This is a genomic window from Kutzneria buriramensis (assembly GCF_003387475.1).
GTDB classification, from domain to species: domain Bacteria; phylum Actinomycetota; class Actinomycetes; order Mycobacteriales; family Pseudonocardiaceae; genus Kutzneria; species Kutzneria buriramensis.
In genome coordinates this window covers 607461-632584 of sequence record NZ_QUNO01000004.1, presented here as the reverse complement: position 1 = coordinate 632584, position 25124 = coordinate 607461, and the positions used below count along the sequence as shown (strand labels likewise).

Here is a 25124-nt window from a genome sequence, read left to right as displayed (position 1 = left end):
GTGCCCGGTTAGTCGTACCGTCCGCTCCATGACCAACCCTCAGGATCCGAACCAGTACGGCCAGCCTCAGCCCTACGGCATGCCGCCCGCCGCCCCGCAGTTCACCGAGCCGGCGACGCAGAACATCCCGGTGCCCACCACCGTCCAGGCCTCGTTCTGGGTGTGGGTGGCGACCGTCGTGCTCAGCCTCATCGGCGCGGTCGTCGGCTTCGCCGGCAGCGGCGACGCCCTCGCCGCGGCCCGGTCCGCCAACAGCGGGCTGACCGACGCCCAGCTGCAGGCCATCGTCACCGGCGCCCTGATCTTCGCGGCCGTCATCGCGATCGTCTTCGCCGGTCTCTACCTGCTGTTCGCGTTCAAGGCGCGGGCCGGCCGTAACTGGGCCCGCATCACGCTGACGGTGCTCACCGTGCTGCGGCTGCTGGCGCTGGCCGCCGGCGTGACGCTGTTCGGCGTCATCACCGTGGTGGGCGCGATCGTCGCCACCGTGCTGCTGTTCCTGCCGGAGTCGAACCAGTACTTCACCGCGAAGAAGGTCGTTCGCTAGCCCTTGCGGGGCGGGCTGTAGTCATCGGTGATGATCACGATGACGCCGGGGTCGGCGGTCTGGATGCCGTCGAACCTCGGCATGACCCGGAGGTGGAACTGCTGGCCCAGCGCGTTGGCGGCGGCTTCCTCGTCGGTGCCGGGCCGGAAGTACACCGTGCTGGTCGCGATGATGCCCTGCGAGTAGTTGCTGACGGTGGTCACATGCCAGCCGGCGGTGGTGAAGTCGTTGGCCGCCTGCTGGGCCATGCCCTTGATGGTGCCGTTGTTGTAGACGCGCAGCTGTGCCGTCTGGGCCGGGTTCGCGGGCGGCGGCTGCTGCGTCGGCTGGCCGTTGGTGGTGGTCGTGGCCGGCGGCTTGGCCGTCGTGGTGGTCGTCGGCGCGGCCTTGGACGTCGTGGTGGTCTTGGCGGGGGTGGACGAGGAGGTGCCGGCCGGCGTCGAGTTGTTCGTGGAGCCGCCGGCCTCGCTGCCCCCGCCGCCGAGCGGCAGCAGGCTGACGACGCCCATCACGAGGGCGATGGCGGCGACGACGAGCAGCACGATGCCGGCGATGCGGGCCGGCCGGGCCGGGCCGCCGGTGGGTTCCGGCGCGGTCATCGCGGCTCGAACCCCAGCCTGCGCGCGGCGCGGGCGCGCTGCCGGCCGGCGCGCAGCCGGCGCAGCCGCTTGATCAGCATCGGATCGGCCGCCATCGCTTCCTGCTTCTCGATCAGACCGTTGAGCACCTGGTAGTAGCGGGTCGAGGACATGTCGAAGAGCTCCCGGATGGCCTGCTCCTTGGCCCCGGCGTACTTCCACCACTGCCGCTCGAACGCCAGGATGGCGTGCTCGCGGCCGGTCAGGCCGTCGGCAGGCTCCGCCACCTGCGTGATGGCCTTTGCGGCGTCCATCTGGCTCCTCGCCCCTCACGGTCGCGGATCCCTGCGGTCGCAGAAATCACACGCGTGTGATTCCGGGACCCATTCAATCACGTGATCTTGCTACGAGCCGTGCCCGACCCCGGCGCGTCCCGATCGGGTGACCCTACCGGCCACCCCTGACAGTGATCATGGCGAACCGGCCCCTAGGGTCGGCGCATGGCGATTCACCCGATCCGCGTGGTGGGCGACCCGGTGCTGAGCACGCCGACCCGCCCGGTCACGGACTTCGACGACGAGCTGCGCACGCTGGTCGCGGACATGTACGAGACGATGGCGGCGGCCAACGGCGTCGGCCTCGCCGCCAACCAGATCGGTGTCGACCTGCGGGTTTTCGTCTACGACTGCCCGGACGACGAGGGCAATCGGTTCAAGGGTGTGGTGGTCAACCCGACTCTGACCACGTCCGAACGGCCGGAGGGCATGCCCGATCCGGACGACGACTTCGAGGGCTGCCTCTCGGTGCCGGGCGAGACCTACCCGACCGGGCGGGCGAAGTCCGCGAAGGTCACCGGCTTCGACGAGCACGGCGAGCCGGTCGAGGTCGAGGGCGCCGGCTTCTTCGCGCGCTGCCTCCAGCACGAGACCGACCACCTGGACGGCCTGCTCTACCTGGACCGGCTGGTGGGCCGCAACGCGCGCGCCGCGAAGAAGATGCTCAAGCGCAACGGCTGGGGTGTGCCCGGCCTGTCCTGGGACCCGGCGGTGGAGCCGGACCCGTTCGCGGACGAGGACGAGGAGGACTGAGCGGCCGGTCGGACGCCTCCGTTGCACCGAGCGGCGGAGCGGTCGCGGGCGGCCGGGTCGTTCCCGGTGCCCGTTCGTCCGGCCGTTGATCCACCCAGGGTGATCACACGTCTCTCCTCCGTGGGCGCAATCCTGGGGAGGAACTAGCCATGGGCAGGGTCGTCATCACGGCCACCACCTCGCACCTCGGCCCGATGCGGACGATCGCCGCGACGATCGCCAACCGCGGGCACGACATCGAGCTGATCACCGGCCTGGAGCCGCCGACCGGACGGTCGCTGGTCGACCAGCACCGCCGCCTGTGCCGGCTGCTGGCCGAGTCCGACCAGCCGACGGTCGTGGTCGGCGACGTCGTGTTCCACGGCACGCTGCCGCTCAGCTACGGCGCCCCCGGCCCCCGGCCGGCGGCGCTGATCCTGGTCGGCACGGAGCCGTACTCGCTGAGCAGCATCGACACCGCCCCCGCGGGTTTCGGCCTGCCGCCGGACCGCACGGCCGCGGGCCGCGAGCGCAACCGCCGCGCGTATGAGTACGTCCGGGACGCCCTCGGCTGCGTGCAGGAGGAGTTCGTCGACGCCATGAGGTCTGTCGGCGTCACCCGCGATCCGCTGCCGTTCGTGATGGACGCCCCGATCCTGGCCGCGGACCGGTTCCTCCAGCTGTCCGTCGAGGAGCTGAGCTACCGGCGCAGCGACACCCCCTCGCACGTGCGGTTCGTCGGCGCGCTGCCGTCGGCCGGCTGCGCGGACGAGGTCGTCGTCAGCGACGGCAGCTTCGACACCGTGCAGAACGCGTTGCGGCACGCGAAGCCGCTGGTGCTGACCGGGCGCTCGGCGCAGCAGCTCGAAGGCAACACGCGGGCCGCCGCCACCGGGGCCGCGCTGTACCTGGCCACGGACAAGCCGTCCGAGGACGACATCGACGAGGCCATCCGGATCGTGTCGACCGATCCGACCTATCGGGGCAACGCCGAGCGGCTGGCCGCCGAGTACGCCCGGCTGGACGCACTCGGCAGCATCGCCGACGTCGTGGCGGGTTACCTAGGCCGCTAGCAGGCCCTGCACCTCGGCCAGCTCACTCGGTGTCAGCGCCCCGAACTCCAGCGCGCCGACGTTCTCCTCGACCTGGGCGACCGTGCGGCAGCCGGGAATCGGCACCGCGCGGTCGCACCGCGCCCAGATCCACGCCAGCGCGCCCTGCGAGAGGGTGCGGCCCCGCGAAGTCAGCACCTCGCGAACCGCCTCCACCCGCTTGGCGAACTCCGGCGTCGGCTTGCCGTCCTTGAAGAACTGCATCCACTCCGGCACCTTGTTGCGCACGTCGTCGTCGGGCAGCACCGCCGTCGCCCAGTCGCGGCCGGTCAGCAGGCCCATCGCCAGCGGACCGCGGCACAGCATCGTCAGATCCCTGGCCTCCAGCACGGGATACATGTCCGGCCGATCGTGCAGGACGTTCATCTCCGCCTGCACGTACGAGCCGAACGCCGCCGCCCGCTCCGGGTCGTCGGTGCTCCAGCCGTACGCCCGGATCTTGCCCTCCGCGACCAGCTCCTCGCACGCCTCGCGCAGCTCCGCCGCCTGGTCCAGCGGCAGGTCGCCGCGGTGCAGCTGGTAGATGTCGACGTAGTCGGTGCCCAGCCTGCGCAGCGACCCCTCCAGCGCCCGCCGCATGAACGGCACGCTGCCATCGTGTCCGACGATCTGACGCTCGGCGGGGTCGAAGACGTTGCCCCACTTCGTCGCGATGCGGATCTCGTCCCTGCGGCCGGCGAAGACCCGCCCGAGCAGCTCCTCGGCGTGGCCGGTGCCGTACACGTCGGCGGTGTCGAACAGGGTCGCGCCCAGCTCCAGCGCCCGGCGCAGCGCCCGTTCCGACTCGGCGTCGTCCGTCGGTCCCCACCCCACCGCCTGCGTGCCGGCCCAGAACGGACCGCCCATCGCCCACGTCCCAATACCCAGACTCACCATGGAGCCGATCCAACAGGCTGGAGCGCACTCCAGGTCAAGTCATCTGCGGATTCGCCCCACGCGGGACGCGCGGCATGGGCACAGTCAACCTTCTTTGCGCCAGGGGACGCTGGGCAGGGCCGCCAGCTCGTACAGCGAGCGGCAGGCGGCCAGCTCGTCGTAGCGCTCGGCCAGCACGTGGGCGCGGATCCGCTGCGCCTGCGAGTTGGTCGGCAGCTCGCCGAGCAGCAGGAACGGCAGGGTCAGCCGCCAGCCCTCGACGATCGTCTCCCGCTGCCGGTGCGGGGCGCGCAGCACCATCCGAGCCACCCGCATGGCGTGCTCGTTGCCGGTCATCCGGGTCGGGTAGCCGATGTGGTCCCACGCCCAGCGCTGCTCGTCGGCGACCCGGCAGCGCAGGCACGGCAGGTCGCCGGTGCCCAGCTCCGCGCCGCAGGCCGTGCAGCGCAGCACCGTCATCGCCATGTCGGTGCAGGTCCACGGCAGCTTGCCGACGTCCTCCTGCAGCACCAGCTCGGCCAGCTCCTGCTCGGGCAGGCCGGCCGCCTCCACCAGCGGCCGCCAGTCCAGCGTCCAGAACTGGTCGACCAGCTCCGCGCACACCAGGCACGTCGGGTAGCCACGCCCGGCCAGCTCGCCGCAGGCCGGGCAGTCGATGACCGCCGTCGGCCGCACGGCCCGCCGGGCGCCGGGTGGAAACGGTTGATCGTCTGCCACCGGCACAAGGTACGCGAAGCGAGGCTGGCAGGAACCGCCCGCACTCGCTAGCCTCGGGACCCGACAACTGAACACAACGCGGGAGCTCGCGCCACAGCGGGCTGAGAGGGCGGCTGGGTCGATCCGGATCCGGTGCCGCCGACCGCCTGAACCTGACTGGGTAATGCCAGCGTAGGGAGGAATCGCCATGACGTCTCTTGACGACCGTGTCCGGCCCACCGTGACCACGGGCCCGATCCAGGGCTCCCGCAAGGTCTACGTCGACGGTCCGGACGGCATCCGCGTTCCGATGCGGCGGGTCGAGCTCACCAATGGCGAACACCTTGACCTGTACGACACCTCCGGCCCGTACACCGACTCCGACGCCGTCATCGACGTCCACAGTGGACTGTCCCGGCTGCGGGAACCGTGGGTGTCCGAACGGGAACCGATCAACGGCGCGGTGACGCAGCTGGCCTACGCCAAGGCCGGCATCGTCACCAAGGAGATGGCCTTCTGCGCCGCCCGCGAGGGCGTCGACCCCGAGTTCGTGCGCAGCGAGGTGGCGATCGGCCGAGCGGTGATCCCGGTCAACCGCAACCATCCCGAGTCCGAGCCGGCGATCATCGGCAAGAAGTTCCTGGTCAAGATCAACGCCAACATGGGCAACTCCGCGGTCTCCTCGTCCATCGAGGAGGAGGTGGACAAGATGGTGTGGGCGACCCGCTGGGGCGCGGACACCATCATGGACCTGTCCACCGGCAAGCGGATCCACGAGACGCGGGAGTGGATCCTGCGCAACTCGCCGGTGCCGGTCGGCACCGTGCCGATCTACCAGGCGCTGGAGAAGGTCAACGGGGATCCGACCGAGCTGTCCTGGGAGATCTACCGGGACACCGTGATCGAGCAGTGCGAGCAGGGCGTGGACTACATGACCGTGCACGCCGGCGTGCTGCTGCGGTACGTGCCGCTGACGGCCAAGCGGGTGACCGGCATCGTGTCCCGCGGCGGCTCGATCATGGCCGCCTGGTGCCTGGCGCACCACAAGGAAAGCTTCCTGTACACCAACTTCGAGGAACTCTGCGACATCCTGCGGGCCTACGACGTGACGTTCTCGCTGGGCGACGGGCTGCGGCCGGGATCCATCGCGGACGCCAACGACGCCGCCCAGTTCGCGGAGCTGCGCACCCTCGGCGAGCTCACGCACATCGCGCGGGCCAAGGACGTGCAGGTGATGATCGAGGGCCCCGGCCACGTGCCGATGCACAAGATCGTGGAGAACGTGCGGCTGGAGGAGGAGGTCTGCGGCGAGGCGCCGTTCTACACGCTCGGCCCGCTGGCCACCGACATCGCGCCGGCCTACGACCACATCACCTCCGCCATCGGTGCCGCGCAGATCGGCTGGGCCGGCACCGCGATGCTCTGCTACGTCACCCCCAAGGAGCACCTCGGCCTGCCCAACCGCGACGACGTGAAGGTCGGCGTGATCACGTACAAGATCGCGGCGCACTCGGCCGACCTGGCCAAGGGCCACCCGAGGGCGCAGGAGCGGGACGACGCGCTGTCCAAGGCCCGCTTCGAGTTCCGCTGGACCGACCAGTTCAACCTGTCGCTGGACCCCGACACCGCCCGGGCCTACCACGACGAGACGCTGCCGGCCGAGCCGGCCAAGACCGCGCACTTCTGCTCCATGTGCGGGCCCAAGTTCTGCTCCATGCGCATCACCCAGGACGTGCGCAAGTACGCTGAGGAGCACAACTTGTCCTCTGTGGAAGCGATCGAGGCGGGAATGGCGGAGATGTCGGCGGAGTTCAGCGCCCACGGCAAGCAGGTCTACCTACCGGTAGTGGAGCAGTGAGCACAGTGCCCATGCCGCGCGTGCCGCGCGGGGCGAGTTCGCTCGTGACCGGTCTCTTCGCCTTGCCGGGAAAAATCGCTGAAAAGACGCGATTTTCCCCGGCCGCGGCTCCAGAGACCGGCGCGAACTCGCGGAGAACATCATGAGCAATTCCACTCCCCCAAGGGCTTTGACCATCGCCGGCACGGATTCCGGCGGTGGAGCGGGCGTGCACGCGGACTGCCGGACGTTCTTCGCCTGCGGCGTGCACGCCACCACCGCGGTCACCGCCGTCACCGTGCAGAACTCGGTCGGGGTCTCGGGTTTCCACGAGATCCCGCCCGAGGTGGTGGCCGCGCAGATCGAGGCGGTGGTGACCGACATCGGCGTGACGGCGGCGAAAACCGGCATGCTGGCGTCGGCGGCGATCATCGACGCGATCGCCGACACCTGCGACAAGGTGGGCATCGGACGGGACCACACCATCCCGTTCGTGGTGGACCCGGTGTCCGCGTCCATGCACGGCGACCAGCTGCTGCACGACAACGCGTTGGCAGGCCTGAAGAATCGCCTGTTTCCGAGAGCTTCTCTGGTCACGCCCAACCTGGACGAGGTGCGGCTGCTCACCGGCATCGACGTGACGAGCCGGGACATGATGCTGGACGCGGCCAAGGCGATGTTCGACTTCGGGCCGCAATGGGTGCTGATCAAGGCCGGGCACCTGCGGTCCGACCCGGAATGCGTGGACATCCTCTACGACGGCGTCGCGGTGATCGAGCTGCCCGGACCGCGCTTCGACGTCAAGGACACACACGGCAGCGGCGACACCCTCGCCTCGTCGATCACCTCGGCGCTGGCCAAGGGCGCGACCATGCCGTCCGCGGTGGAGTTCGGCAAGCGGTTCATCACCAAGGCCGTGCAGAACGCCTATCCGCTCGGCGCCGGCGTCGGCCCGGTGTCGAACTTCTGGCGGCTGTCGGACGACCGCTTCTAGCCCACCGGCTGCGGCGCGGCCTCCTGGGCCGCGTCGTACGCCGCGCGGGCGCGCTTGATGTCGTCGAAGTTGGCGGCGGTCCAGTTGTTCAGCGCGATCAGGTAGCCGCTGATGCTCTCGCCCAGCGGCGTCAGCGCGTACTCCACGCTCGGCGGCGTGGTCGGGTAGACCTTGCGGCTGACCAGGCCGTCGCGCTCCAGGCTGCGCAGGTTCTGGGTGAGCACCTTGGGCGTGATGCCGGCCACCTCGCGGCGCAGCTCGCCGAACCGGTGCGGCCGCCGGGCCAGCACGCCGACCATCAGCGCGGTCCACTTGTTGGCCACGAGATCCAGCACGTCCCGGCACGGGCAGGCGGCCAGGTACGGATCCCAGGTGGTTTCCATCAGGTACCTACTTTACAAATTAGTGCGTACTAGCGGATGTGTACCGCCTCCCACAGGATGGCCGAGCAACCGTTCGATGGGAAGGGACAAGTCATGCGAGTCGTGCGCCAGACCGAGTTGGGCGGCCCCGAGGTGCTGGAGCTGGCCGAGGTGGCCCGGCCGGAGCCGGGGCCGACGGAGATCCTGGTCCGCGTGCACGCGGCCGGCGTCAACCCGGTGGACTGGAAGACCCGGGAGCACGGCGTGTTCCTCGGCCGGCCGCCGTTCGTGCTGGGCTGGGACGTGTCCGGCACGGTCGAACAGGTCGGCTTCGGCGTGAGCTGGCTCCAGCCGGGCGACGAGGTGCTGGGCATGCCGCTGTTCCCGCGCGAGGTCGGGGGCTACGGCGAGTTCGTCGTCGCGCCGTCGCGGCAGTTCGTGCGCAAGCCGGCCGGTCTGAGCCACGCCGAGGCGGCCGCGCTGCCGCTGGCCGGCCTCACCGCGTGGCAGGCGCTGGTCGACGACGCCGGCATCAAGCCCGGGCAGAAGGTGCTCGTGCACGCCGCGGCCGGCGGCGTCGGGCACCTGGCCGTGCAGATCGCCAAGGCGCACGGCGCGTTCGTCTACGGCACCGGTCGCGCCGTGAAGCACGACTTCCTGCGCGGCATCGGCGTCGACGAGCCGATCGACTACACCACCACCGACTTCACCGAGGTCGCCGCGGACGTCGACGTGGTGTTCGACCTGATCGGCGGCGACAACGCGCTGCGCTCGGTCGACGTCCTCAAGCCCGGCGGCACCGTCTTCGCGGTGCCCGGCGGCGTCAGCGAAGAGCTGGCCGACAAGGCCCGGCAGCACGACGTGCGCGCCACCGGCATCCTCGTCGAGCCCGATCAGCGAGGACTGCTCGCCTTGCTGGACCTGATCGCCGCCGGCCGGCTGACCGTGCACGTCGACCAGGTGCTGCCGCTGGCCGAGGCCGGCAAGGCGCACGAGATCGGCGCCGCCAACGCGCTGACCGGGAAGCTGGTGCTGGACGTATTGGCCTAGCCGAGGCCGTCCTCGGCCACCAGCTCCTCCAGCGCCGGCAGCGCCGCGGTCAGCGCGGTCCGCTGCTCATCGGTGAGCCGCTCCAGGCGGTTGTGCAGCTCGTGCAGCCGCTCGGAGCGGACCCCGGCCATGATCCGCTCCCCCTCCGGCGTGGCCCGCACCAGCGACGCCCGGCCGTCCTGCGGGTCGGCCTCCCGCATCACGAAGCCGGACTCCACCAGTGCGGCGATGATCCGGGACAGCGTCGGCGGGGCCACCCCCTCCCGGGCCGCCAGGTCGCCCAGCCGCATCGGGCCCTTGTACGTCAGCGTGGCCAGCGCCGAGATCGAGCCCTGGCCCAGGCCGGGGGACCCGCTGCGGCGCAGGATCCGGGACAGCCGGCCGACCGCCAGGTACAGCCGCGTGGTCTCGTCGACCGTGGCCGCCGTCGTCGACATCGCCACGACACTCACTCCTCAGGTAGGTGGCACCTACCGTTCATGATGACTCAGCGGGCCGGGCTGGACGCCTGGGCCCAGAAGCGTTGCGGAATTCTCCCCGCAAGTAGGGCCGAACGGCCGGCATCGACGGCGCTGCGCATCGCCGCCGCCATCCGTTCGGGGTCCTGCGCCCGGGTGACGGCCGTCGCCAGCAACACCGCGGAACACCCCAGCTCCATGGCCCGCGCGGCGTCCGAGGCGGTGCCGATGCCGGCGTCGAGGATCACCGGCACGGTGGCGCGGGACACGATCAGCTCGATGTTGTGCGGATTGCGGATGCCCAGCCCGGTGCCGATCGGCGAGCCCAGCGGCATCACCGCGGCGCAGCCGGCCTCCTCCAGCCGCAGCGCCAGCACGGGGTCGTCGTTGGTGTACGGCAACACCACGAAACCGTCGTCCACCAGCTGCTGGGCGGCGTCGAGCAGCTCGACGGAGTCCGGCAGCAGCGTGCGGTCGTCGGCGACGACCTCCAGCTTCACCCAATTGGTCTCCAGCGCCTCCCGCGCCAGCCGGGCGGTGAGCACCGCCTCCGCCGCCGTGCGGCAGCCGGCCGTGTTCGGCAACGCCTCGATGCCCAGGCGGCGCAGCAGATCCAGCACGCCGGTGCCGCCGACGGCGTCCATCCGCCGCATGGCGACGGTGGTCAGCTGCGTGCCGGCGGCCAGCAGCGCCCGCTCCAGCACGGCCAGGTTGGCCGCGCCGCCGGTGCCCATGATCAGTCGCGAGCCGAACTCGCGGTCGGCGATGACCAGCGGATCGTCCATGGCGTCAGCCTCCCTGCACCGCGGTGAGCACCTCGACGGCGCCGCCGGGCGGCAGCACCGTGTCCGACCAGTCGACACGCGGCACGACCTCGCCGTTCAGCGCGACCGCGATGCCCCGCGGCGGGGCGTCCAGCGCCGCGAGCACGTCGGCGACGGTGGCTCCGTCGGCGAGCTCGCGCTCGGTCCCGTTGACCACGACCAGCAATTCAGCCTCCCCCGTTCGTGACGTCGAGCAGTCGGGCCGGGTCGGCGGCGCGCGCCGGCTCCGGCGGTTCCCGGCCGGCGAGCAGGTCCACCACCGCCTCGGCGGTGATCGGGGCGAGCAGGATCCCGTTGCGGTGGTGGCCGGTCGCGGCCAGCACCCCCGGCTCCAGCCAGCCCAGCAGCGGCAGGTTGTCGGGACTGCCGGGCCGCAGGCCGGCGGCGCATTCCACGACCGCGTACTCGCCGATGCCGGGCAGCACCCGCTCGGCGTCGCGCAGCAGGTCGCGGACGCCGGCGACCGTCACGTCGGTGTCGAAGCCCGTCTCGTACTGGGTCGCGCCCAGCACAAGCCCACGACCTTCCCGCGGCACCAGGTAGACGTGCCGGCCTTCGACCAGCGCGCGGACCGTTCTCGTCGGCGGATCCAGCGCGCCCGGCCGGGCCTTGAGCCGGAGGATCTCGCCCTTGACCGGCCGGACCACCTTCGCCAGTCCCTCGTACAGGCCGCCGCTCCGCGCCCCGGCTGCCAGCACGACGGCGTCACAGGCGACGGTCGATCCGTTGACCAGCAACACTTCACCTGCGCTGACGCTGCGCGCTGCCACCGCAATCGGCTGTGCGCCGGCATCTGTGGCCGCCTTGCGCAGCGACGCCAGCAGCACCCTGTTGTCCACGGCCAGGTCCCCAGGCACCGACAGTCCACTTCGGACGGACATGCCCAGGGTCGGCTCGAGTCGTCGCACCTCACGCGCGGTGAGGCGCCGCACCTCCCGGCCGAGTCTGGCGAGATAGTCGGCGACGCCGTCGAGTTCCTCCCGGTCGGCCGCGTCCACGGCCACCGCCAGGGTTCCCTCTTCGCGCAGGCCGCCCTTCTTTTCCAGCCTGGCGGCGAAATCCGGCCAGCGGTCCAGCGACGCGCTGCCCAGCGCCAGCACGTGCTCCTCGCCCGGCCACGCCTCCGTGACCGGCGCGAGCATGCCGCCCGCCACCCAGGACGCGCCGGACCCCGGCGCGGCATCGATCAGCACCACCTGGTGGCCCGCCTCGGCGGCCGCCCACGCGACCGACAGACCGACGACCCCACCACCGACAACGGCGACCTTCAAGACACATCACGCTCCCTGCGCCGGCATGACCCGGATCAGGTTCGACGGTCGGGGCTGGCAAGCCCCCTCTCAGCCCGGTTCCTCCAGGCTCCCGTGCGGACCACTGGGGCCTACCGTAGCACCCGTGCCAGGACTGGATGGAGAACAGATCAGGAAGCGGCTCGCGGACGCACGGCTGTACCTGTGCACCGACGCCCGCGCCGCCACCGGGGATCTCGCCGCGTTCGCCGACGCCGCGCTCGCCGGCGGCGTCGACATCGTGCAGCTGCGGGACAAGGGCCTGGAGGCCCGGTTCGAGCTGGCCGCGCTGGAGGTGCTCGCCGAGGCCTGCGCCCGGCACGGCGCACTGCTCGCCGTGAACGACCGGGCCGACGTCGCGGTCGCCGCCGGGGCCGACGTGCTGCACCTCGGTCAGGACGACCTGCCGGTGCCGCTGGCCCGCCGCATCGCCGGCGACGACATCGCCATCGGCCGGTCCACCCACGACGCCGCACAGGCCGACGCCGCCGCGGTGGAGCCGGGGGTGGACTACTTCTGCACCGGCCCGTGCTGGCCCACGCCGACCAAGCCGGGACGCCCGGCGCCCGGACTGGACCTGGTGCGGCACGTGACGTCGCCGCGGCCCTGGTTCGCCATCGGCGGCATCGACCAGACCCGGCTCGCCGATGTCCTGGCCGCCGGCGCCCGCCGGATCGTCGTCGTCCGCGCCATCACCGACGCCGACGACCCGAAGGCAGCAGCCGAGGCCCTCAAGTCCCGCCTCCCCGGCTAATCGCTCGGCCCCGCCGGCGCTTCGCCCGGTTGCCGGATTTCGATCGGCCACCACCCACGCACCCACCACCCGAGCCGACGTGGCCGATCGAAATCCAGCAAGGGCGAGGCGTCGGCCCCACAGGGGCCGAGCGCGCGCGAGCGAAGCGAGCGCCAAGAACACAGGCCCCGACGGCCGGCGCAGGGTGCCGGCCGCCGGGGCGGTGGGCGGGAGTGCAGGGAAGGACTCCCACCCCTAGGGATCAGCTCGTGACGAGCCGAAGTCCGTATGCGCTCAGTGCCGGGTTCACCGGACTGAAGTACGTGGTGCCGCCGTGTGTGCAGTCGCCCGAGCCGCCGGAGGTGACGCCCTGCGCCTGGTTGCCGCTGATCCAGGCGCCGCCGGAGTCACCGGGCTCGGCGCAGACGTTCGTCCTGGTCAGACCGGTGACCGTGCCCTCGGAGTAGACCACCGTCTGGTTCTTGGCCTGGATGACACCGCAGTGCCAGCCGGAGGTGGAGCCGGAGCGGCAGACCGCCGCGCCGACGGCCGCCTCGGCCGAGCCCCTGACCGCGACCGTGCCGCCGCCGTTGATCACGAGGCCGGCGAGAGTCCACTGGTCGGAGGTGATGTCGACCTTGCCGAAATCGCCGCCGGAACCGAAGTGGCTGCCGCTGCTCCGGCCGAGTGAAACTCGGTTGTACCCGAATGCAGTACCACCGCCGGCCGTGCAATGCCCGGCCGTCACGAAGTGTTTGCCGCCGCCTCCGTCCGTGGCGGCGAATCCGACCGAGCACCGGAAGTCCGGTCCGTACCAGGCATCGCCGCCACGGACGGCGTACAGCGGGCGCGGCCGGGCCGCGACGGTCTCCTCGCGGACGGCCGGGCCGGCCGCCGCGACGAACGATTCGGTCGGGCCCGAATGGTCCAGAACTTGAACCACAACCTGGTCGCTCGGCAGGTCGACGTACCAACCGGCCACTCCGGCGGGAGCCGGGCGGGCGTTCAGCCCCTCGGCGACGGCGGTCAACTGGGCGTCCGTTCGGGGGACAACCCTTGCCTCAACACCCGCCGCGCGCACGGACGGGACAAATGTGACGTCGGTCACTGCCACCACGGCCTCGCCGGCCGCCGCGTCGAACCAGGAGCCGGCAAAGATCGGCCCGAGCGCTGTGCGCAGCGTCGCGACCTGCACATCGGCGCGATTCTGTCGGGCGAACAGATCCCTCGCCCGAGCGGGTGACAAACCCAGATCCCGTCGCAGCGCGCTCGCTACATCGGGTGATATGACCACACCATTCGTGGACGTATCGACAGAGACGGGCGCAGAAGTCGCCGCGGCCGGTACGCTGACAGTAGCGGCGAGGCCAAAGCTCAGCAGGGCAGCGCCGGTGATCCGAGCCGCACGAGTGCGGTTCATCAGACGTCTCCCTCATCTTCGGATGCGGGGACTCGGGAGTGGCGGTTGCAGGGACCCCTTCCCGAGCCTTTCAGGGGGACGGGCGGTGGGGCGGCGGCAGGGGTCGCCCCACCCTCCCCCCACCTCGTGATCCCCCGGGTCTGAGACCCGCAGAGCCGAGATCGGGCGTCACCGTGGTCGCCTCTTCCGCCAAACTTCCCTCCCCCTGAAATCCGCCTGGGGCACGCCGCCGAATGTCTTTCGGCCGAGAGTCCGATCGGGCGCAAAGCGTGTCACACGTGCCGCCCGCGTGGGTACGACGCGTAGCGGTTAACAGTTGACGTTTAAGTAACGCCACGCAGAATTGCTGTTCAATACCGCCGGCCGCGATCGGCTGCCCGTCCGGTCACCGCCGTGACCGATCGGCCATCCGGCGGCAGTCGAACTACCCGGACCGGCGGCAGCCGCCATGGCCCCTGGCGCAGGAGGCCGACACCGGCTAGTTCGCCCCCGGCGGCGTCCCGCCCGTGGTGGTCGTCGCCTGCGGCGCAGACGTGGTGGTGGTCGTCGAGGACGACGTCGTGGTGCTGGTGGACGTGCTCGAAGACGACGACGGCGGGGTGTTGGAGGTGGTCGTCGGAGTGCTGCTGGAGGTGGTCGCAGAGGACGACGTGGGCGGCGGCGCGTTGGACGTCGTCGGCGCCGGCGTGCTCTGCCCCGGCTGGCCGAACAAGGCGCCGACGGTGGTGCGATTTCCGGTGCCGGAGGTGGCGTGGCCGTCCAGCAGTTCGACGACCGTCAGCACGCCCATGCCCAGCACGAACGCGGCCACCACGCCGGCGACCATCAGCGGCCACCGACGCCGGCCGGTCGTCTCCTCCCCGGGCGGCGCCACCATCAGCCGCACGGTCTCGGCGTCGTGCGACGCGCCGGCGGGCGGCTCCTCCTGCTTGATGCGGGCCGTGACCCGGGACCGGGCCGCCTGGATCGACCGCTCGTACATGGCGGTGCCCACGGTGCCGACCACGCTGGCCATGCCGGCGCCGGCCACGGTGCCCGCGACCCCCAGCTTCGACCCCAGCACGGCCGCCGTCACGGACGCCAGCGCGCCCGCCGCGACCTGCGTCGGCTTGATGTCCAAGCCCTTCGTACCCTGCTCCTTGCTCATCGCTCCCAATCCCCTACTGCACTACCAACGCACAAGACGTGGCGAGCACTCCCGGGGTTGGGCGATGGTGAGCACGAACACCCCCTTCAGTCCACTGTGGACACTTGACGCGGCACCACGTGCGTGGGCGGCCCCTCCACGCCGCAGTGCAGGCAGTCGCCCGGATGCGGGGAATCCTCGACTACCGCCTCCGTCGGCGCCTCGCCCAGAACCCCGTTGTCCACCCAGAAAGCGATCACACCGCCGGCCACCGCGGCGACTGCGCAAATGAGCAGGGCCATCTGCCAGCCGGCCGTCAGCGCGGTCGGATCGGCGTACTTGTCTCCGGTGATGCCGGCCGCCGCCGGCAGCACGGCCACCGCGAGCAGCGATCCCGTGCGCGCGACGGCGTTGTTCACGCCGGAGGCCACCCCCGCATGCCGGTCCGGCGCGGCGGCCAGCACCGTCGCCGTCACCGGCGCGACCGCGATCACCAGGCCGAGGCCGAACACCACCACGCCGGGCAGCACGCCGGACAGGTAGGACGCGCCCGGCACGGCCCAGCGCAGCATCAGCATGCCGGCGCCGACCAGGATCGGCCCGACGATCAGCTGGAGCCGCGGGCCGATGCGCTGGGCCAGCTTCCCGGACCGGGCGGAGCCGACGAGCATGATCAGCGTGATCGGCAGCCCGGCCAGGCCGGCCAGCACCGGCGGGTAGTGCAGCGACACCTGCAACTGCATGACCATCAGCATCATCACGCCGCCGAGCGCCGCGTACATCAGGAACGTCAGCAGGTTGGACACGGTGAACGTGCGGTTGGCGAACAGGTCCGGCGGGACCAGCGGGTCGCGCTCGCGGATCTGGAGCACGCAGAACGCGGCCAGGCCCAGCACCCCGACGACGAGCGCGACCAGCACGAACGGGTCGCCCAGGCCGCGCGCCGGCCCCTCGACCAGGGCCCCGGTGACGCCGGCCAGCCCCAGCGCGCACAGCACCGTGCCGACGACGTCCGGGTGGCCCTTCATGGACGCGTCACGCGACTCCGGCACGTACTTGCGGCACAGGTAGATGCACAGCGCCGCGACCGGCACGTTGACCAGGAAGGCCAGCCGCCAGGACCAGGCCTGGACGAGCAGGCCGCCGACCAGCGGGCCGACCGCGGCAGCCACCCCGCCCAGGCCGGACCACGCGCCGATGGCCCGCGCCCGGTCGTCGTGCCGGAAGGTCGACTGGAGCAGCGCCAGCGAGCCCGGGGTCAGGAGAGCCCCGCCAACGCCCTGGAGCACCCGCGCGGCCACCAGGACCCCGGTGGTGGGCGCCGCGCCGCACAGGACCGAAGCCAGGCCGAACCAGACCACTCCGAGCTCGAACACGCGGCGCCGGCCGTAGCGGTCGCCGAGCGAGCCGGCGACGAGGATCAGCGACGCCAACGAGAGCAGGTAGCCGTCGAGCACCCACTGCAACCCCGTGACCGACGCGCCGAGCTCGCCGCCGATCTTGGGCAGCGCGACGTTGACGATGGTGCCGTCGAGCATCGCCATGCCGGAGCCGACGACGGTGGCGGCGAGCACGCCGCGGGCCTGCGCGCTGCCCCAGCTCACTCCGGCCGACGCGGAGCCCGTGGTGGTCATGCCAGCACCGTGCTACTGCCACCCCGTCCGATGCAAGCCGAGTGCAACGAAGTCCGCCTTCGTTGCCGGTTCGGGGAATTTTCGCGCACTCGCGGGCTTCGTCCTTCCCCGCGCCGCGTGGGTGTGACTAGCGTCCGCCGCATGGCCGAAACGCGAGCACTGCGCAGCCACGGCTGGTTCCGCGACCAGGGCGTGCTGGGCTTCACCCACCGGTCCTGGCTGCGCAACCAGGGCCATCCCGACCACGCCTTCGACGGCCGGCCGGTGATCGGCATCTGCCAGACCGCCAGCGACCTCACGCCGTGCAACGCGCACCTGCGGGAGATCGCCGAGCACGTCAAGCGGGGCGTGTACGAGGCCGGCGGGCTGCCGATGGAGTTCCCGGTCACCTCGCTCGGCGAGATCCTGATGCGCCCGACGACCATGCTGTTCCGCAACCTCGTCTCGATGGACGTGGAGGAGACGCTGCGGGCCAACCCGCTGGACGGCGTCGTGCTGCTGACCGGCTGCGACAAGACCACCCCGGCGCTGCTGATGGGCGCGGCCAGCGTGGACCTGCCGACGATGGTGGTGGGCGGCGGGCCGATGCTCAACGGGCGGTTCCGCGGCAAGCAGCTCGGCTCCGGCACCGACGTCTGGCGGTTCGCGGACGCCCGTCGCACCGGCGCGATGTCCCAGGCCGACATGAACGCCGCCGAGGCGTGCATGTCCCGGTCGGCCGGCCACTGCAACACCATGGGCACCGCCTCCACGATGGGCTGCTGGGCGGAGTCGATGGGGCTGTCGCTGCCCGGCATGGCGGCGCTGCCCGCGGTGGACTCGCGCCGCAAGGCGATGGCCCACGTCAGCGGCATCAGGATCGTGGAGCTGGTGCGCGAGGACGTCCGCATGTCGTCGATCGTGACCAGGGAGGCCGTCGAGAACGCGGTCGTGGTGAACGCGGCGATCGGCGGCTCCAGCAACTTCGCGGTCCATCTGCTGGCGCTGGCCGGCCGCCTGGGCGTGCCCTTCGACCTGGACGACCTGGATCGCTTGGGTCGGTCCGTGCCGCTGCTGGTGGACCTGATGCCGGCGGGCCGGTTCCTGATGGAGGACTTCTGCTACGCCGGCGGCCTGCCGGCCGTGCTGCGCGAGCTGGGCGACCTGCTGCCGCACCCGGACGCGATCACCGTGACCGGCGGGACGGTGACCGAGAACGTCGCCGACGCCGAGGTGTTCGACCGCGAGGTGATACGGACCGCGACCGATCCATTGCGGACCGACGCCGGATTGGCCGTGCTGCGCGGCAATCTCGCCCCGGACGGCGCGGTCATCAAACCTGCCGCGGCGTCACCCTCCCTGCTGCGCCACGCCGGCCGCGCGGTGGTCTTCCACGGCGTGGACGACCTGCACAGTCGCATCGATACTGTCGAATGCGACCGGGACAGCGTGTTCGTGCTGACCGGCGTCGGGCCGCGGGGCTTTCCCGGCATGCCCGAGGTGGGCAACTTCGGCCTGCCGCGCCGGCTGTTGGAGTCCGGTGTGGACGACGCCGTCCGGATCTCCGACGGCCGGATGAGCGGCACCGCCTACGGCACCGTGGTGCTGCACGTGGCGCCGGAGTCCGCGGTGGGCGGCCCGTTGGCGCTGGTCCGCGACGGCGACGTGATCGAGCTGGACGTCGACCGCCGGCGGCTGCACCTGGCCGTCGACGACGTCGAGCTCGCGGCCCGCAAGGCGGCGTGGACCCCGCCGCCCCGCGCGGCCGATCGGGGGTGGGTGCGGCTCTACGTCGACCACGTCGGCCAGGCCGACCGCGGCGCCGACCTGGACTTCCTGGTGGGCGGCTCGGGAGCGCCGGTGCCGCCCGGCAACCACTGAGGCCGGGTCAGTCGTGCGGACGGTTCAGTGTGGCCACGAACTTGTAGCGGTCGCCGCGGTAGACCGAGCGCACCCACTCCACCGGGTTGCCCTCGGTGTCGAACGAGTGCCGGGACAGCAGCAGCATGGGCAGGCCGATGTCGGCACCGAGCAGCTCCGCCTCCTCGGGCGTGGCCAGCGCGGTCTCGATGGTCTCCTCGGCGTGCCCCATCTCGACCCCGAACCGCTCACGCAGCACCTGGTACAGCGAGCCGCCGGAGCTGACATAGCGGCGCAGGCCGCGGAACCGCCCCAGCGCCAGGTGCGTGGTCTCCAGCGCCATCGGCTCGCCGTCGGCCAGCCGCAGGCGGTGCAGCCGCAGCACCTTGGCTCCGGCCCGCACGCCCAGGTAGCGGGCCAGCTCCGCGTCGGCCGCCTCCTCGGAGGCCTCCAGCAGCCGGGACGAGGGCTGGCGGCCCTGGGCCCGCATGTCCTCTGTGTACGAGGACAGCTGCAACCGCTGCGCCACCTTGGGTTCGGCGGCGAAGGTGCCCTTGCCCTGCACCCGCAGCAGCCGACCCTCCACCGTCAGCTCGGCAAGCGCTTGCCGAACGGTCGTCCGGGACACGTCGAAATCGGCCGCGAGCGAGCGCTCGGTCGGTATCGGCGACCCCGGCGGCATGGACCGCAGCAGGTCGAGCAGGTGCCGCTTGAGCCCCCAGTACTTGGGCTCTCGCTGCGCACGCGACCGCAAGCCGGCGTCGTTACCCCCGGCCGGCGAGGTTTCGAGCATGGCCTCCTCCTTGACTTCGCCCACTCCCCAGCGAACAGGATGCCTTGTCAACCGCTGGCTGCGCGATCACACCCCCGGTCATTCGTCCGATGACTTTGCAACGGTCTTGCAACGACCTTGACATCGAGTGTGGCACGGCACACCCTTTTTCCTCATTGGTCTACACCAAATTGGTCTGCACCAGACAAGCTCGTCCGGCAGGTGAGCCGGGGTGGAAGGGCGGAAGCAGTGCTGCGTAGAAAGTGGATCGTGGCGGCGGTGGGCGCCGCGGCGGTGTCGATGGTCGCGGCCGGTTGCGGCGGTGGTTCCAGCAGTGGCAGTGGCGACAACAAGACCCTCACGGTCTGGCTGATGACGGGCTCCGCGCCGGACGCCACCGTCGCGGCGATCGACAAGGACTTCGAGGCCGCGAACCCGGGCGTCAAGGTCAAGTACGAGGTTCAGCAGTGGAACGGCATCGGTCAGAAGCTGACCACCGCGCTGACCGGCACCAGCGGCGGTCCGGACGTGATCGAGCTGGGCAACACCCAGGTTGCGCAGTACTCCTCGCAGGGCACCCTCGCGGACGTCACCGACTCGGTGAACGACCTGAACGGCAGCCAGTGGCTCTCGGCGCTCAAGGACGAGGGCGCGTGGCAGGGCAAGCAGTACGGCATCCCGTTCTACGCGGCCAACCGCGTGGTCATCTACCGCACGGACCTGTTCCAGCAGGCCGGCATCAGCGCGCCGCCCACCTCGGACGACGAGTGGCTGGCCGACCTGACCAAGCTCAAGGCGCTGCCGAACATCGACCCGCTGTACCAGCCGGGACAGAACTGGTACGAGTGGCTGTCCTTCCTCTGGGACCAGGGCGGTGACCTGGCCACCAACAGCGGCGGCACCTGGAAGTCGGCGATCAACAGCCCGGCCGGCAAGGCCGCGTTCGACTTCTACAAGAAGCTCGTGGACACCTCCGGCACGTCCGCGCCCAAGGACGCCGACGAGGCCACGCCGCAGCAGTCCGACGTGGTCGCCAAGGGCAACACCGCCAGCTTCATCGGCTTCGGCTACGAGCTGGCCGCGGTGGAGAAGGCCAACCCGGCGCTGAAGGGCAAGTTCGCCGCGTTCCCGATCCCGTCCAAGACGGCGGGCCAGACCGCGCCGGTCTTCCTCGGCGGCTCCGACCTGGCCATCCCGGCCAACAGCAAGAACGCCGACCTGGCCAAGGCCTGGCTGAAGATCGAGACCAGCGCCAAGTACCAGTCTCAGCTGGCCGCGGCCGGCGTGGTGCCGGGCACCTCGACCGACACCAGCGCCCTGAACAGCACCGAGACCGGCAAGGCGATGGCCGCGGGCGCCAAGAACGGCAAGGGCACCCCGACCACGCCGAAGTGGGCCGCGGTCGAGGCCGACAACCCGATCAAGGCCGCGCTGACCGCGTACCTGACCGGTCAGAAGAGCCTGGACCAGGCCGTTGCCGACGCCGACGCCGCGATCAACAAGACGTTGAGCGCGAGCTGACCTGGTGTCGGTGACGACGAAGGCCGCGGTGCCGGCGGGGACCACCCCGCCGGCACCGCGTTCCACTGTCTCGGACAGTGAGTCGGGGATCAGCGCGTTCGTGCGCCGGCTGTTCAGCCAGCGCACGCTGCCCTACCTGCTCCTGCTGCCGGCGACGGCGACCATCCTGGTGATGCTCGGCTGGCCGGTCGTGTCCGTGGTCCTGACCAGCTTCCGCAAGCTCGACCTGGGCGAGCTGTTTCAGGGCAAGATCGTCTGGGTCGGCCTGGACAACTACACCACGCTCATCTCGGACTCCTCGTTCTGGCAGATCACCCTGCGCACCGTGCTGTTCACCGCGGCCTGCGTGGTCTGCACCGTCGGCGGCGGCCTGCTGGTGGCGCTGCTGATGAAGCACGTGTACGGCTGGGTGCGGGTGGTGATCCAGCTGGCGCTGGTGCTGGCCTGGGCGATGCCGATCCTGGCCGCGACCACCGTGTTCCAGTGGATGTTCGACCAGAACTACGGGATCCTGAACAAGACCCTGGTCGTGCTGGGCTTCTCGGGCTTCCACCACTACTCGTGGTTCCAGACCGGGTTCAGCACCATGGCGGTGATCGTCATCCTGATCACCTGGCAGGGCATCCCGTTCGTGGCCTTCACGCTGTACGCCGGCGTCCTGGGGGTGCCGTCGGACCTGTACGAGGCGGCCGGCCTGGACGGCGCGTCCAGCTGGCAGACGTTCCGCTCGGTGACCTGGACCGCGCTGCGGCCGCTGGTCAACGTGGTGACGTTCCTGTCCCTGCTGTGGGACTTCAAGGTGTTCACCCAGGTGTGGGCCATCCGCCAGGGCGGCCCGGACGGCGGCAGCCAGACGCTGCCGACGCTGCAGTACCTCAAGGGCATCGCCACCCAGCACTTCGGCGTGGCGGCGGCGGTCAGCGTGATCATGATCCTCGCGCTCGTCGTGCTCACCGGCCAGAACCTGCGGCTGATGCTGCGCACCGAGGAGGTGGACTGACATGGGGCGGACCCGCAAGCGCCTCGCCTCGGTGATCGGCCTGCTGGTCGCGGTCGTCTTCGCGTTCCCGATCTACTGGATGGTCACCACCGCGCTCAAGCCGGCCAACCAGCTGCTGTCCGACGACTACGACCTGGTCCCGCTCGGGCTGACGTTCCAGCACTTCGTGGACGGCATCTCCAAGGAGGGCTTCCTCAACTCGCTGGGCAACAGCGTGATCGTGGCGCTGGCCGCGGTGGTCTTCGCGCTGGTCGCCGGCCTGCTCGCGGCGGTGCCGCTGGCCCGGCTGCGCTTCCGCGGCCGCAAGGGCTTCCTGCTGCTGGTGCTGGTGGCGCAGATGGCGCCGTTCGAGGCGCTGCTGATCCCGATGTTCCTGATGATTCGCTCGTTCGACCTGCTCAACGCGCTGCCCGGGCTGATCCTGGTCTACTTCGCGGCCGCACTGCCGTTCACCGCGTGGACGCTGCGCGGCTTCGTCAAGGGCATCCCGGTGGACCTGGAGGAGGCCGCGATGGTGGACGGCTGCGGCCGGTGGGCGGCGTTCCGCCGGGTCACGCTGCCGCTGCTGGGTCCCGGCCTGGTCGCCACCTCGGTGTTCAGCTTCATCACCGCCTGGAACGAGTTCCTGTACGCGCTGACCTTCATGCAGGACCCGTCGAACGTGACGCTGCCGGTGTGGCTGTCGGGCTTCGTCTCGAAGTTCGGCGTGGACTGGGGCGGCGCGATGGCGGCGTCGTCGGTGTTCACCCTGCCGGTGCTGATCTTCTTCCTGATCGTGCAGCGCAACCTGGTCTCGGGGGTGACCGCCGGCGCGGTCAAGGGCTGAGATCCCGGCCGTGGATGGACTACCGTCAGCGGCAGGCCGGACCTGGGCCCCGCCGCCACAGGATCCCAAGATTGAGGAGTGCGATGACCCGCCAGACCGAATCCTCGGCCGGGCAGCACATGAGTGCCGAGGTCGCCTCGCAGCCCAAGATCTTCGCGGACCTCGTCGCGCGGCGCGGCGAGATCGCGGAGATCGCGGCGCAGGTGACCGCTCGGCGCCCCCGGTTCGCGCTGCTGGCCGCCCGGGGGTCCAGCGACCACGCGGCGCTGTACGCCAAGTACCTGATCGAGGTGCTGCTGCAACTGCCGGCCGGGCTGGTGTCGCCGTCGACGACGACGTTGTACGGCGCCCAGCCCGACCTCACCGACGTGCTGCTGATCTCGGTCAGCCAGAGCGGCGGGTCGCCCGACCTGCTGGAGGTCACCGAGTCGGCGCGCTCCCGCGGCGCGTTGACCGTCGCGGTGACCAACACGCCGGACTCGCCGCTGAACAACGCCGCCGAGCTGTCGGTGGACGTCGGCGCCGGGCCCGAGCTGGCCGTGGCGGCCACGAAGACGTACTCCGCCACGCTGCTGGCGCTGTACCTGCTCATCGACGCCGTGCGGGGCGGCAGCGGCGAGCACGCCGCCGCGCTGGGCGAGCTGGCCCAGCAGACCCTGGACGACTCGGCGGCGGCCGTTCAGGAGGCCGTGCAGCGGTTCCGGTTCGTCAACCGGGTGCTGACCACCGGCCGCGGCTACTCGTCGGCCACCGCCGCCGAGGCCGCCCTCAAACTCGCCGAGACCAGCTACCTGTCGGCCCGCTCGTACAGCGGCGCCGACCTGCTGCACGGCCCGGTCGCCGCGGTCGACGCGGAGACCGGCGTGCTGGCCATCACCAGCGCCGGCAAGGGCGGCGCCGCGATGAGTGAGGTCCTCGACGTCATCCACTCCCGCGGCGCCGATGTGTTCGCGGTCGGCTCGGCCGCGTCCCGGGTGTCCGCGGCGCTGCGGATCCCCGTCGCCGAGACCGCCGAGGAGGTCGCCCCCGTGCTGGAGGTGCTCCCCGTCCAGCGGCTCGCCCTGGGCCTGTCGCTGGCCCGCGGCGGCGACCCCGACAGCCCCCGCGGCCTCAACAAGGTGACCAAGACTCGCTGACGGCAACCCCCGCGAGTCGCGTTCTCAAGCACACCGAATGTGAGTCTCAGGCATGTGCCCGAGACTCACATTCGGTGTGTCCCACAACGCGACTCGCGGGGGTTCGAGTCAGTTGCCGGCGGTGGCCAGTTCGGCGTAGTCGTCGACCTCGGCGTCGAAGACGACCTCGCCGTCGACCCAGACCTTGCGGGGGCGCAGGTCGTCGTCCCACCACACGAGGTCGGCGACGGCGCCGGGGGCGATGCGCCCCAACCACTTCTCGCCGATGACGTCGGCCGGGGTCCGGGTGGCGGCGATCAGAGCGTCCTGTTCGGACACTCCCAGGGAGACGATGTTCCGGACGGCGCGGTCCAACGTCAGGGCGCTGCCGGCGATGGTGCCGTCCGGCGAGCGGGGCACGCCGGCCTCGGTCAGCAGCACGTCCGCGCCGCCCAACCGGTAGCGGCCCGGCGGCATGCCCGCCGCCGCGACCGCGTCCGTCACCAGCGCGACACGCGGGCCGGCCGCCGCGAAGACGAGCCGGCAGATCGGACCGGCGACGTGGGCGAGGTCGGCGATGAGACCGAGGGTGAACCGCTTGTCGGTCAGGGCGATGCCGGGCACGCCGGGTTCCCGGTGCGTCAGCGGGCTCTGCGCGTTGAACAGGTGCGTCACCATCGTCGCGCCGGCGTCCGCGGCCTCGACGGTCTGCTCGGCGGTGGCGTTGCTGTGTCCGACCGAGACGACCACGCCGGCGTCCACGAGCCGCCGGACGGCGTCCATGCCGCCCGGCATCTCCGGCGCCAGGGTGACGATGCGCAGCGCCGCGGCGACGGTCTCGTCGGCCAGCAGCTGGTCGAGATTGGCCGGCTCCGGCGGCACCATCAGGGCCGGCTCGTGCACACCGTGCCGAACCGGGGACAGGAAGGGGCCCTCCAGGTGCAGGCCGAGCGGCCGGGCGACGCCGGTGGCGGGCAGGGCCGCCGCGGCGGCGACCACCGCGTGCGACTGGCGCAGCACCGTCGGCACCGGCGCCGTGATGAGCGTCGGCAGGAACCGGGTGACGCCGGTGGACGGCAGGGACTCCGCGACCAGCCGCAGGGCGTCCGCGTCCACGTCGGCGAAGTCGACGCCGAAGGCGCCGTTGATCTGGACGTCCACCAGGCCGGCGGTGAGCAGCCCGGTGGGCAGCACCTCGGTCGCGCCGGCGTGGCCGTCGCTGACGTCGACGAAACGGCCGCCCCGGATGCGCACCGCGACCGGGCCGGTCATGGCCCCGCCGACGAGTGCTCGTGGCGCTGCGACTACGGCGTCCAAATTGCCCTCCATTGGTCCAGACCATTAGACGGTACGGGCAGTGGCGGCCAACGTCCAGTCAATCATCCACCAAATAAGACAACTTTTGGTCACTTGCTGACCAAATACGCCGAACGGGCTACCCGAACGGC

Annotated in this window: 26 protein-coding genes and 1 riboswitch; of the genes, 12 read left to right on the top strand and 14 right to left on the bottom strand. The window is 71.3% G+C overall.

Features of this window, described 5'->3' with window-relative positions:
- Positions 1–28 precede the first annotated feature (28 nt).
- The gene (locus BCF44_RS15080) at positions 29–547 is read left to right on the top strand and encodes a hypothetical protein (protein ID WP_116174842.1); all 519 of its coding nucleotides are present in this window, start codon (positions 29–31) and stop codon (positions 545–547) included.
- On the opposite strand, the gene BCF44_RS15075 is transcribed toward BCF44_RS15080, so the two are convergent.
- Both BCF44_RS15075 and napA read right to left on the bottom strand, forming a co-directional pair.
- Positions 544–1146: a LytR C-terminal domain-containing protein gene (locus BCF44_RS15075; RefSeq protein WP_116174841.1), complete on the bottom strand. Its 603-nt coding sequence runs from the start codon at positions 1144–1146 to the stop codon at positions 544–546. The two genes, BCF44_RS15080 and BCF44_RS15075, sit on opposite strands and share 4 nt — an antisense overlap.
- On the bottom strand, positions 1143–1439 hold the full coding sequence (napA, locus tag BCF44_RS15070; RefSeq protein ID WP_116174840.1) for a nucleoid-associated protein NapA: 297 nt from the start codon (positions 1437–1439) through the stop codon (positions 1143–1145). The genes BCF44_RS15075 and napA overlap by 4 nt, the downstream gene beginning before the upstream one ends.
- Positions 1440–1625: 186 nt before the next feature.
- On the opposite strand from napA, the gene BCF44_RS15065 reads away from it, so the two are divergent.
- The gene (locus BCF44_RS15065) at positions 1626–2213 is read left to right on the top strand and encodes a peptide deformylase (RefSeq protein WP_116174839.1); all 588 of its coding nucleotides are present in this window, start codon (positions 1626–1628) and stop codon (positions 2211–2213) included.
- A gap of 149 nt (positions 2214–2362) precedes the next feature.
- Positions 2363–3265, top strand: coding sequence for a glycosyltransferase (locus tag BCF44_RS15060; protein ID WP_116174838.1), 903 nt, complete (start codon positions 2363–2365; stop codon positions 3263–3265).
- Here the strand turns inward: BCF44_RS15060 and BCF44_RS15055 are convergent.
- Both BCF44_RS15055 and BCF44_RS15050 read right to left on the bottom strand, forming a co-directional pair.
- On the bottom strand, positions 3254–4180 hold the full coding sequence (locus BCF44_RS15055; RefSeq protein WP_116174837.1) for an aldo/keto reductase: 927 nt from the start codon (positions 4178–4180) through the stop codon (positions 3254–3256). The two genes, BCF44_RS15060 and BCF44_RS15055, sit on opposite strands and share 12 nt — an antisense overlap.
- 84 nt (positions 4181–4264) lie before the next feature.
- Complete coding sequence (locus BCF44_RS15050; protein ID WP_116174957.1) at positions 4265–4897, bottom strand: hypothetical protein; 633 nt, start codon at positions 4895–4897, stop codon at positions 4265–4267.
- Positions 4898–5084: 187 nt separating this feature from the next.
- Between BCF44_RS15050 and thiC the strand changes: the two genes are divergently transcribed.
- Both thiC and thiD read left to right on the top strand, forming a co-directional pair.
- Positions 5085–6734, top strand: coding sequence for a phosphomethylpyrimidine synthase ThiC (thiC, locus tag BCF44_RS15045; RefSeq protein WP_116174836.1), 1650 nt, complete (start codon positions 5085–5087; stop codon positions 6732–6734).
- A 142-nt stretch (positions 6735–6876) separates the two neighbouring features.
- Entirely contained in the window at positions 6877–7707 is an 831-nt protein-coding gene (thiD, locus tag BCF44_RS15040; RefSeq protein WP_116174835.1) for a bifunctional hydroxymethylpyrimidine kinase/phosphomethylpyrimidine kinase, read from the top strand.
- Here the strand turns inward: thiD and BCF44_RS15035 are convergent.
- On the bottom strand, positions 7704–8090 hold the full coding sequence (locus BCF44_RS15035; protein WP_170217535.1) for a winged helix-turn-helix transcriptional regulator: 387 nt from the start codon (positions 8088–8090) through the stop codon (positions 7704–7706). The genes thiD and BCF44_RS15035 overlap by 4 nt on opposite strands.
- 93 nt (positions 8091–8183) lie before the next feature.
- Between BCF44_RS15035 and BCF44_RS15030 the strand changes: the two genes are divergently transcribed.
- Complete coding sequence (locus BCF44_RS15030) at positions 8184–9119, top strand: NADP-dependent oxidoreductase (RefSeq protein ID WP_116174833.1); 936 nt, start codon at positions 8184–8186, stop codon at positions 9117–9119.
- Here the strand turns inward: BCF44_RS15030 and BCF44_RS15025 are convergent.
- From BCF44_RS15025 to thiO, 4 genes are all read right to left on the bottom strand, one after another.
- On the bottom strand, positions 9116–9556 hold the full coding sequence (locus BCF44_RS15025) for a MarR family winged helix-turn-helix transcriptional regulator (RefSeq protein ID WP_116174956.1): 441 nt from the start codon (positions 9554–9556) through the stop codon (positions 9116–9118). The genes BCF44_RS15030 and BCF44_RS15025 overlap by 4 nt on opposite strands.
- 50 nt (positions 9557–9606) lie before the next feature.
- Complete coding sequence (gene thiG / locus BCF44_RS15020) at positions 9607–10362, bottom strand: thiazole synthase (RefSeq protein WP_116174832.1); 756 nt, start codon at positions 10360–10362, stop codon at positions 9607–9609.
- Positions 10363–10366: 4 nt separating this feature from the next.
- On the bottom strand, positions 10367–10567 hold the full coding sequence (thiS, locus tag BCF44_RS15015) for a sulfur carrier protein ThiS (RefSeq protein ID WP_116174831.1): 201 nt from the start codon (positions 10565–10567) through the stop codon (positions 10367–10369).
- Position 10568: 1 nt separating this feature from the next.
- Complete coding sequence (thiO, locus tag BCF44_RS15010; protein WP_116174830.1) at positions 10569–11672, bottom strand: glycine oxidase ThiO; 1104 nt, start codon at positions 11670–11672, stop codon at positions 10569–10571.
- A riboswitch (TPP riboswitch) is annotated at positions 11668–11777 on the bottom strand. (Overlaps the previous gene by 5 nt.)
- Before the next feature lie 19 nt (positions 11778–11796).
- Between thiO and thiE the strand changes: the two genes are divergently transcribed.
- The gene (thiE, locus tag BCF44_RS15005) at positions 11797–12444 is read left to right on the top strand and encodes a thiamine phosphate synthase (RefSeq protein WP_116174829.1); all 648 of its coding nucleotides are present in this window, start codon (positions 11797–11799) and stop codon (positions 12442–12444) included.
- A 241-nt stretch (positions 12445–12685) separates the two neighbouring features.
- Here the strand turns inward: thiE and BCF44_RS15000 are convergent, their stop codons facing one another.
- From BCF44_RS15000 to BCF44_RS14990, 3 genes are all read right to left on the bottom strand, one after another.
- Complete coding sequence (locus BCF44_RS15000) at positions 12686–13618, bottom strand: S1 family peptidase (RefSeq protein WP_246015058.1); 933 nt, start codon at positions 13616–13618, stop codon at positions 12686–12688.
- A 703-nt stretch (positions 13619–14321) separates the two neighbouring features.
- On the bottom strand, positions 14322–14990 hold the full coding sequence (locus tag BCF44_RS14995) for a hypothetical protein (protein ID WP_116174827.1): 669 nt from the start codon (positions 14988–14990) through the stop codon (positions 14322–14324).
- Between the two features lie 86 nt (positions 14991–15076).
- Entirely contained in the window at positions 15077–16603 is a 1527-nt protein-coding gene (locus BCF44_RS14990) for an MFS transporter (protein ID WP_116174826.1), read from the bottom strand.
- Between the two features lie 141 nt (positions 16604–16744).
- On the opposite strand from BCF44_RS14990, the gene BCF44_RS14985 reads away from it, so the two are divergent.
- Complete coding sequence (locus BCF44_RS14985) at positions 16745–18463, top strand: IlvD/Edd family dehydratase (RefSeq protein WP_116174825.1); 1719 nt, start codon at positions 16745–16747, stop codon at positions 18461–18463.
- Positions 18464–18470: 7 nt separating this feature from the next.
- Here the strand turns inward: BCF44_RS14985 and BCF44_RS14980 are convergent, their stop codons facing one another.
- On the bottom strand, positions 18471–19235 hold the full coding sequence (locus BCF44_RS14980) for a GntR family transcriptional regulator (RefSeq protein ID WP_116174955.1): 765 nt from the start codon (positions 19233–19235) through the stop codon (positions 18471–18473).
- Between the two features lie 279 nt (positions 19236–19514).
- Here BCF44_RS14980 and BCF44_RS14975 point away from each other — a divergent pair, with 279 nt between their 5' ends.
- The 4 genes from BCF44_RS14975 to BCF44_RS14960 all read left to right on the top strand — a co-directional run bounded on the left by BCF44_RS14975 (position 19515) and on the right by BCF44_RS14960 (position 23697).
- Positions 19515–20735 (top strand): extracellular solute-binding protein, encoded by a 1221-nt coding sequence (locus BCF44_RS14975; RefSeq protein ID WP_116174954.1) that lies wholly within the window; start codon positions 19515–19517, stop codon positions 20733–20735.
- A 4-nt stretch (positions 20736–20739) separates the two neighbouring features.
- Positions 20740–21735 (top strand): carbohydrate ABC transporter permease, encoded by a 996-nt coding sequence (locus tag BCF44_RS14970; protein WP_246015056.1) that lies wholly within the window; start codon positions 20740–20742, stop codon positions 21733–21735.
- Position 21736: 1 nt separating this feature from the next.
- Positions 21737–22561 (top strand): carbohydrate ABC transporter permease, encoded by an 825-nt coding sequence (locus BCF44_RS14965; RefSeq protein ID WP_116174824.1) that lies wholly within the window; start codon positions 21737–21739, stop codon positions 22559–22561.
- Between the two features lie 83 nt (positions 22562–22644).
- Complete coding sequence (locus tag BCF44_RS14960) at positions 22645–23697, top strand: SIS domain-containing protein (RefSeq protein ID WP_116174823.1); 1053 nt, start codon at positions 22645–22647, stop codon at positions 23695–23697.
- 108 nt (positions 23698–23805) lie between these two features.
- Here the strand turns inward: BCF44_RS14960 and nagA are convergent, their stop codons facing one another.
- Positions 23806–24993, bottom strand: a complete 1188-nt coding sequence (gene nagA / locus BCF44_RS14955) for an N-acetylglucosamine-6-phosphate deacetylase (RefSeq protein WP_116174952.1) — start codon at positions 24991–24993, stop codon at positions 23806–23808.
- Positions 24994–25124 lie beyond the last annotated feature (131 nt).

Coding starts and splice junctions, on each gene's coding strand:
- BCF44_RS15080 (WP_116174842.1), top strand. CDS start 29: ATGACCAACCCTCAGGATCCGAACCAGTACGGCCAGCCTCAGCCCTAC.
- BCF44_RS15075 (WP_116174841.1), bottom strand. CDS start 1,146: ATGACCGCGCCGGAACCCACCGGCGGCCCGGCCCGGCCGGCCCGCATC.
- napA (WP_116174840.1), bottom strand. CDS start 1,439: ATGGACGCCGCAAAGGCCATCACGCAGGTGGCGGAGCCTGCCGACGGC.
- BCF44_RS15065 (WP_116174839.1), top strand. CDS start 1,626: ATGGCGATTCACCCGATCCGCGTGGTGGGCGACCCGGTGCTGAGCACG.
- BCF44_RS15060 (WP_116174838.1), top strand. CDS start 2,363: ATGGGCAGGGTCGTCATCACGGCCACCACCTCGCACCTCGGCCCGATG.
- BCF44_RS15055 (WP_116174837.1), bottom strand. CDS start 4,180: ATGGTGAGTCTGGGTATTGGGACGTGGGCGATGGGCGGTCCGTTCTGG.
- thiC (WP_116174836.1), top strand. CDS start 5,085: ATGACGTCTCTTGACGACCGTGTCCGGCCCACCGTGACCACGGGCCCG.
- thiD (WP_116174835.1), top strand. CDS start 6,877: ATGAGCAATTCCACTCCCCCAAGGGCTTTGACCATCGCCGGCACGGAT.
- BCF44_RS15035 (WP_170217535.1), bottom strand. CDS start 8,090: ATGGAAACCACCTGGGATCCGTACCTGGCCGCCTGCCCGTGCCGGGAC.
- BCF44_RS15030 (WP_116174833.1), top strand. CDS start 8,184: ATGCGAGTCGTGCGCCAGACCGAGTTGGGCGGCCCCGAGGTGCTGGAG.
- BCF44_RS15025 (WP_116174956.1), bottom strand. CDS start 9,556: ATGTCGACGACGGCGGCCACGGTCGACGAGACCACGCGGCTGTACCTG.
- thiG (WP_116174832.1), bottom strand. CDS start 10,362: ATGGACGATCCGCTGGTCATCGCCGACCGCGAGTTCGGCTCGCGACTG.
- BCF44_RS14995 (WP_116174827.1), bottom strand. CDS start 14,990: ATGAGCAAGGAGCAGGGTACGAAGGGCTTGGACATCAAGCCGACGCAG.
- BCF44_RS14990 (WP_116174826.1), bottom strand. CDS start 16,603: ATGACCACCACGGGCTCCGCGTCGGCCGGAGTGAGCTGGGGCAGCGCG.
- BCF44_RS14985 (WP_116174825.1), top strand. CDS start 16,745: ATGGCCGAAACGCGAGCACTGCGCAGCCACGGCTGGTTCCGCGACCAG.
- BCF44_RS14980 (WP_116174955.1), bottom strand. CDS start 19,235: ATGCTCGAAACCTCGCCGGCCGGGGGTAACGACGCCGGCTTGCGGTCG.
- BCF44_RS14975 (WP_116174954.1), top strand. CDS start 19,515: ATGGTCGCGGCCGGTTGCGGCGGTGGTTCCAGCAGTGGCAGTGGCGAC.
- BCF44_RS14965 (WP_116174824.1), top strand. CDS start 21,737: ATGGGGCGGACCCGCAAGCGCCTCGCCTCGGTGATCGGCCTGCTGGTC.
- BCF44_RS14960 (WP_116174823.1), top strand. CDS start 22,645: ATGACCCGCCAGACCGAATCCTCGGCCGGGCAGCACATGAGTGCCGAG.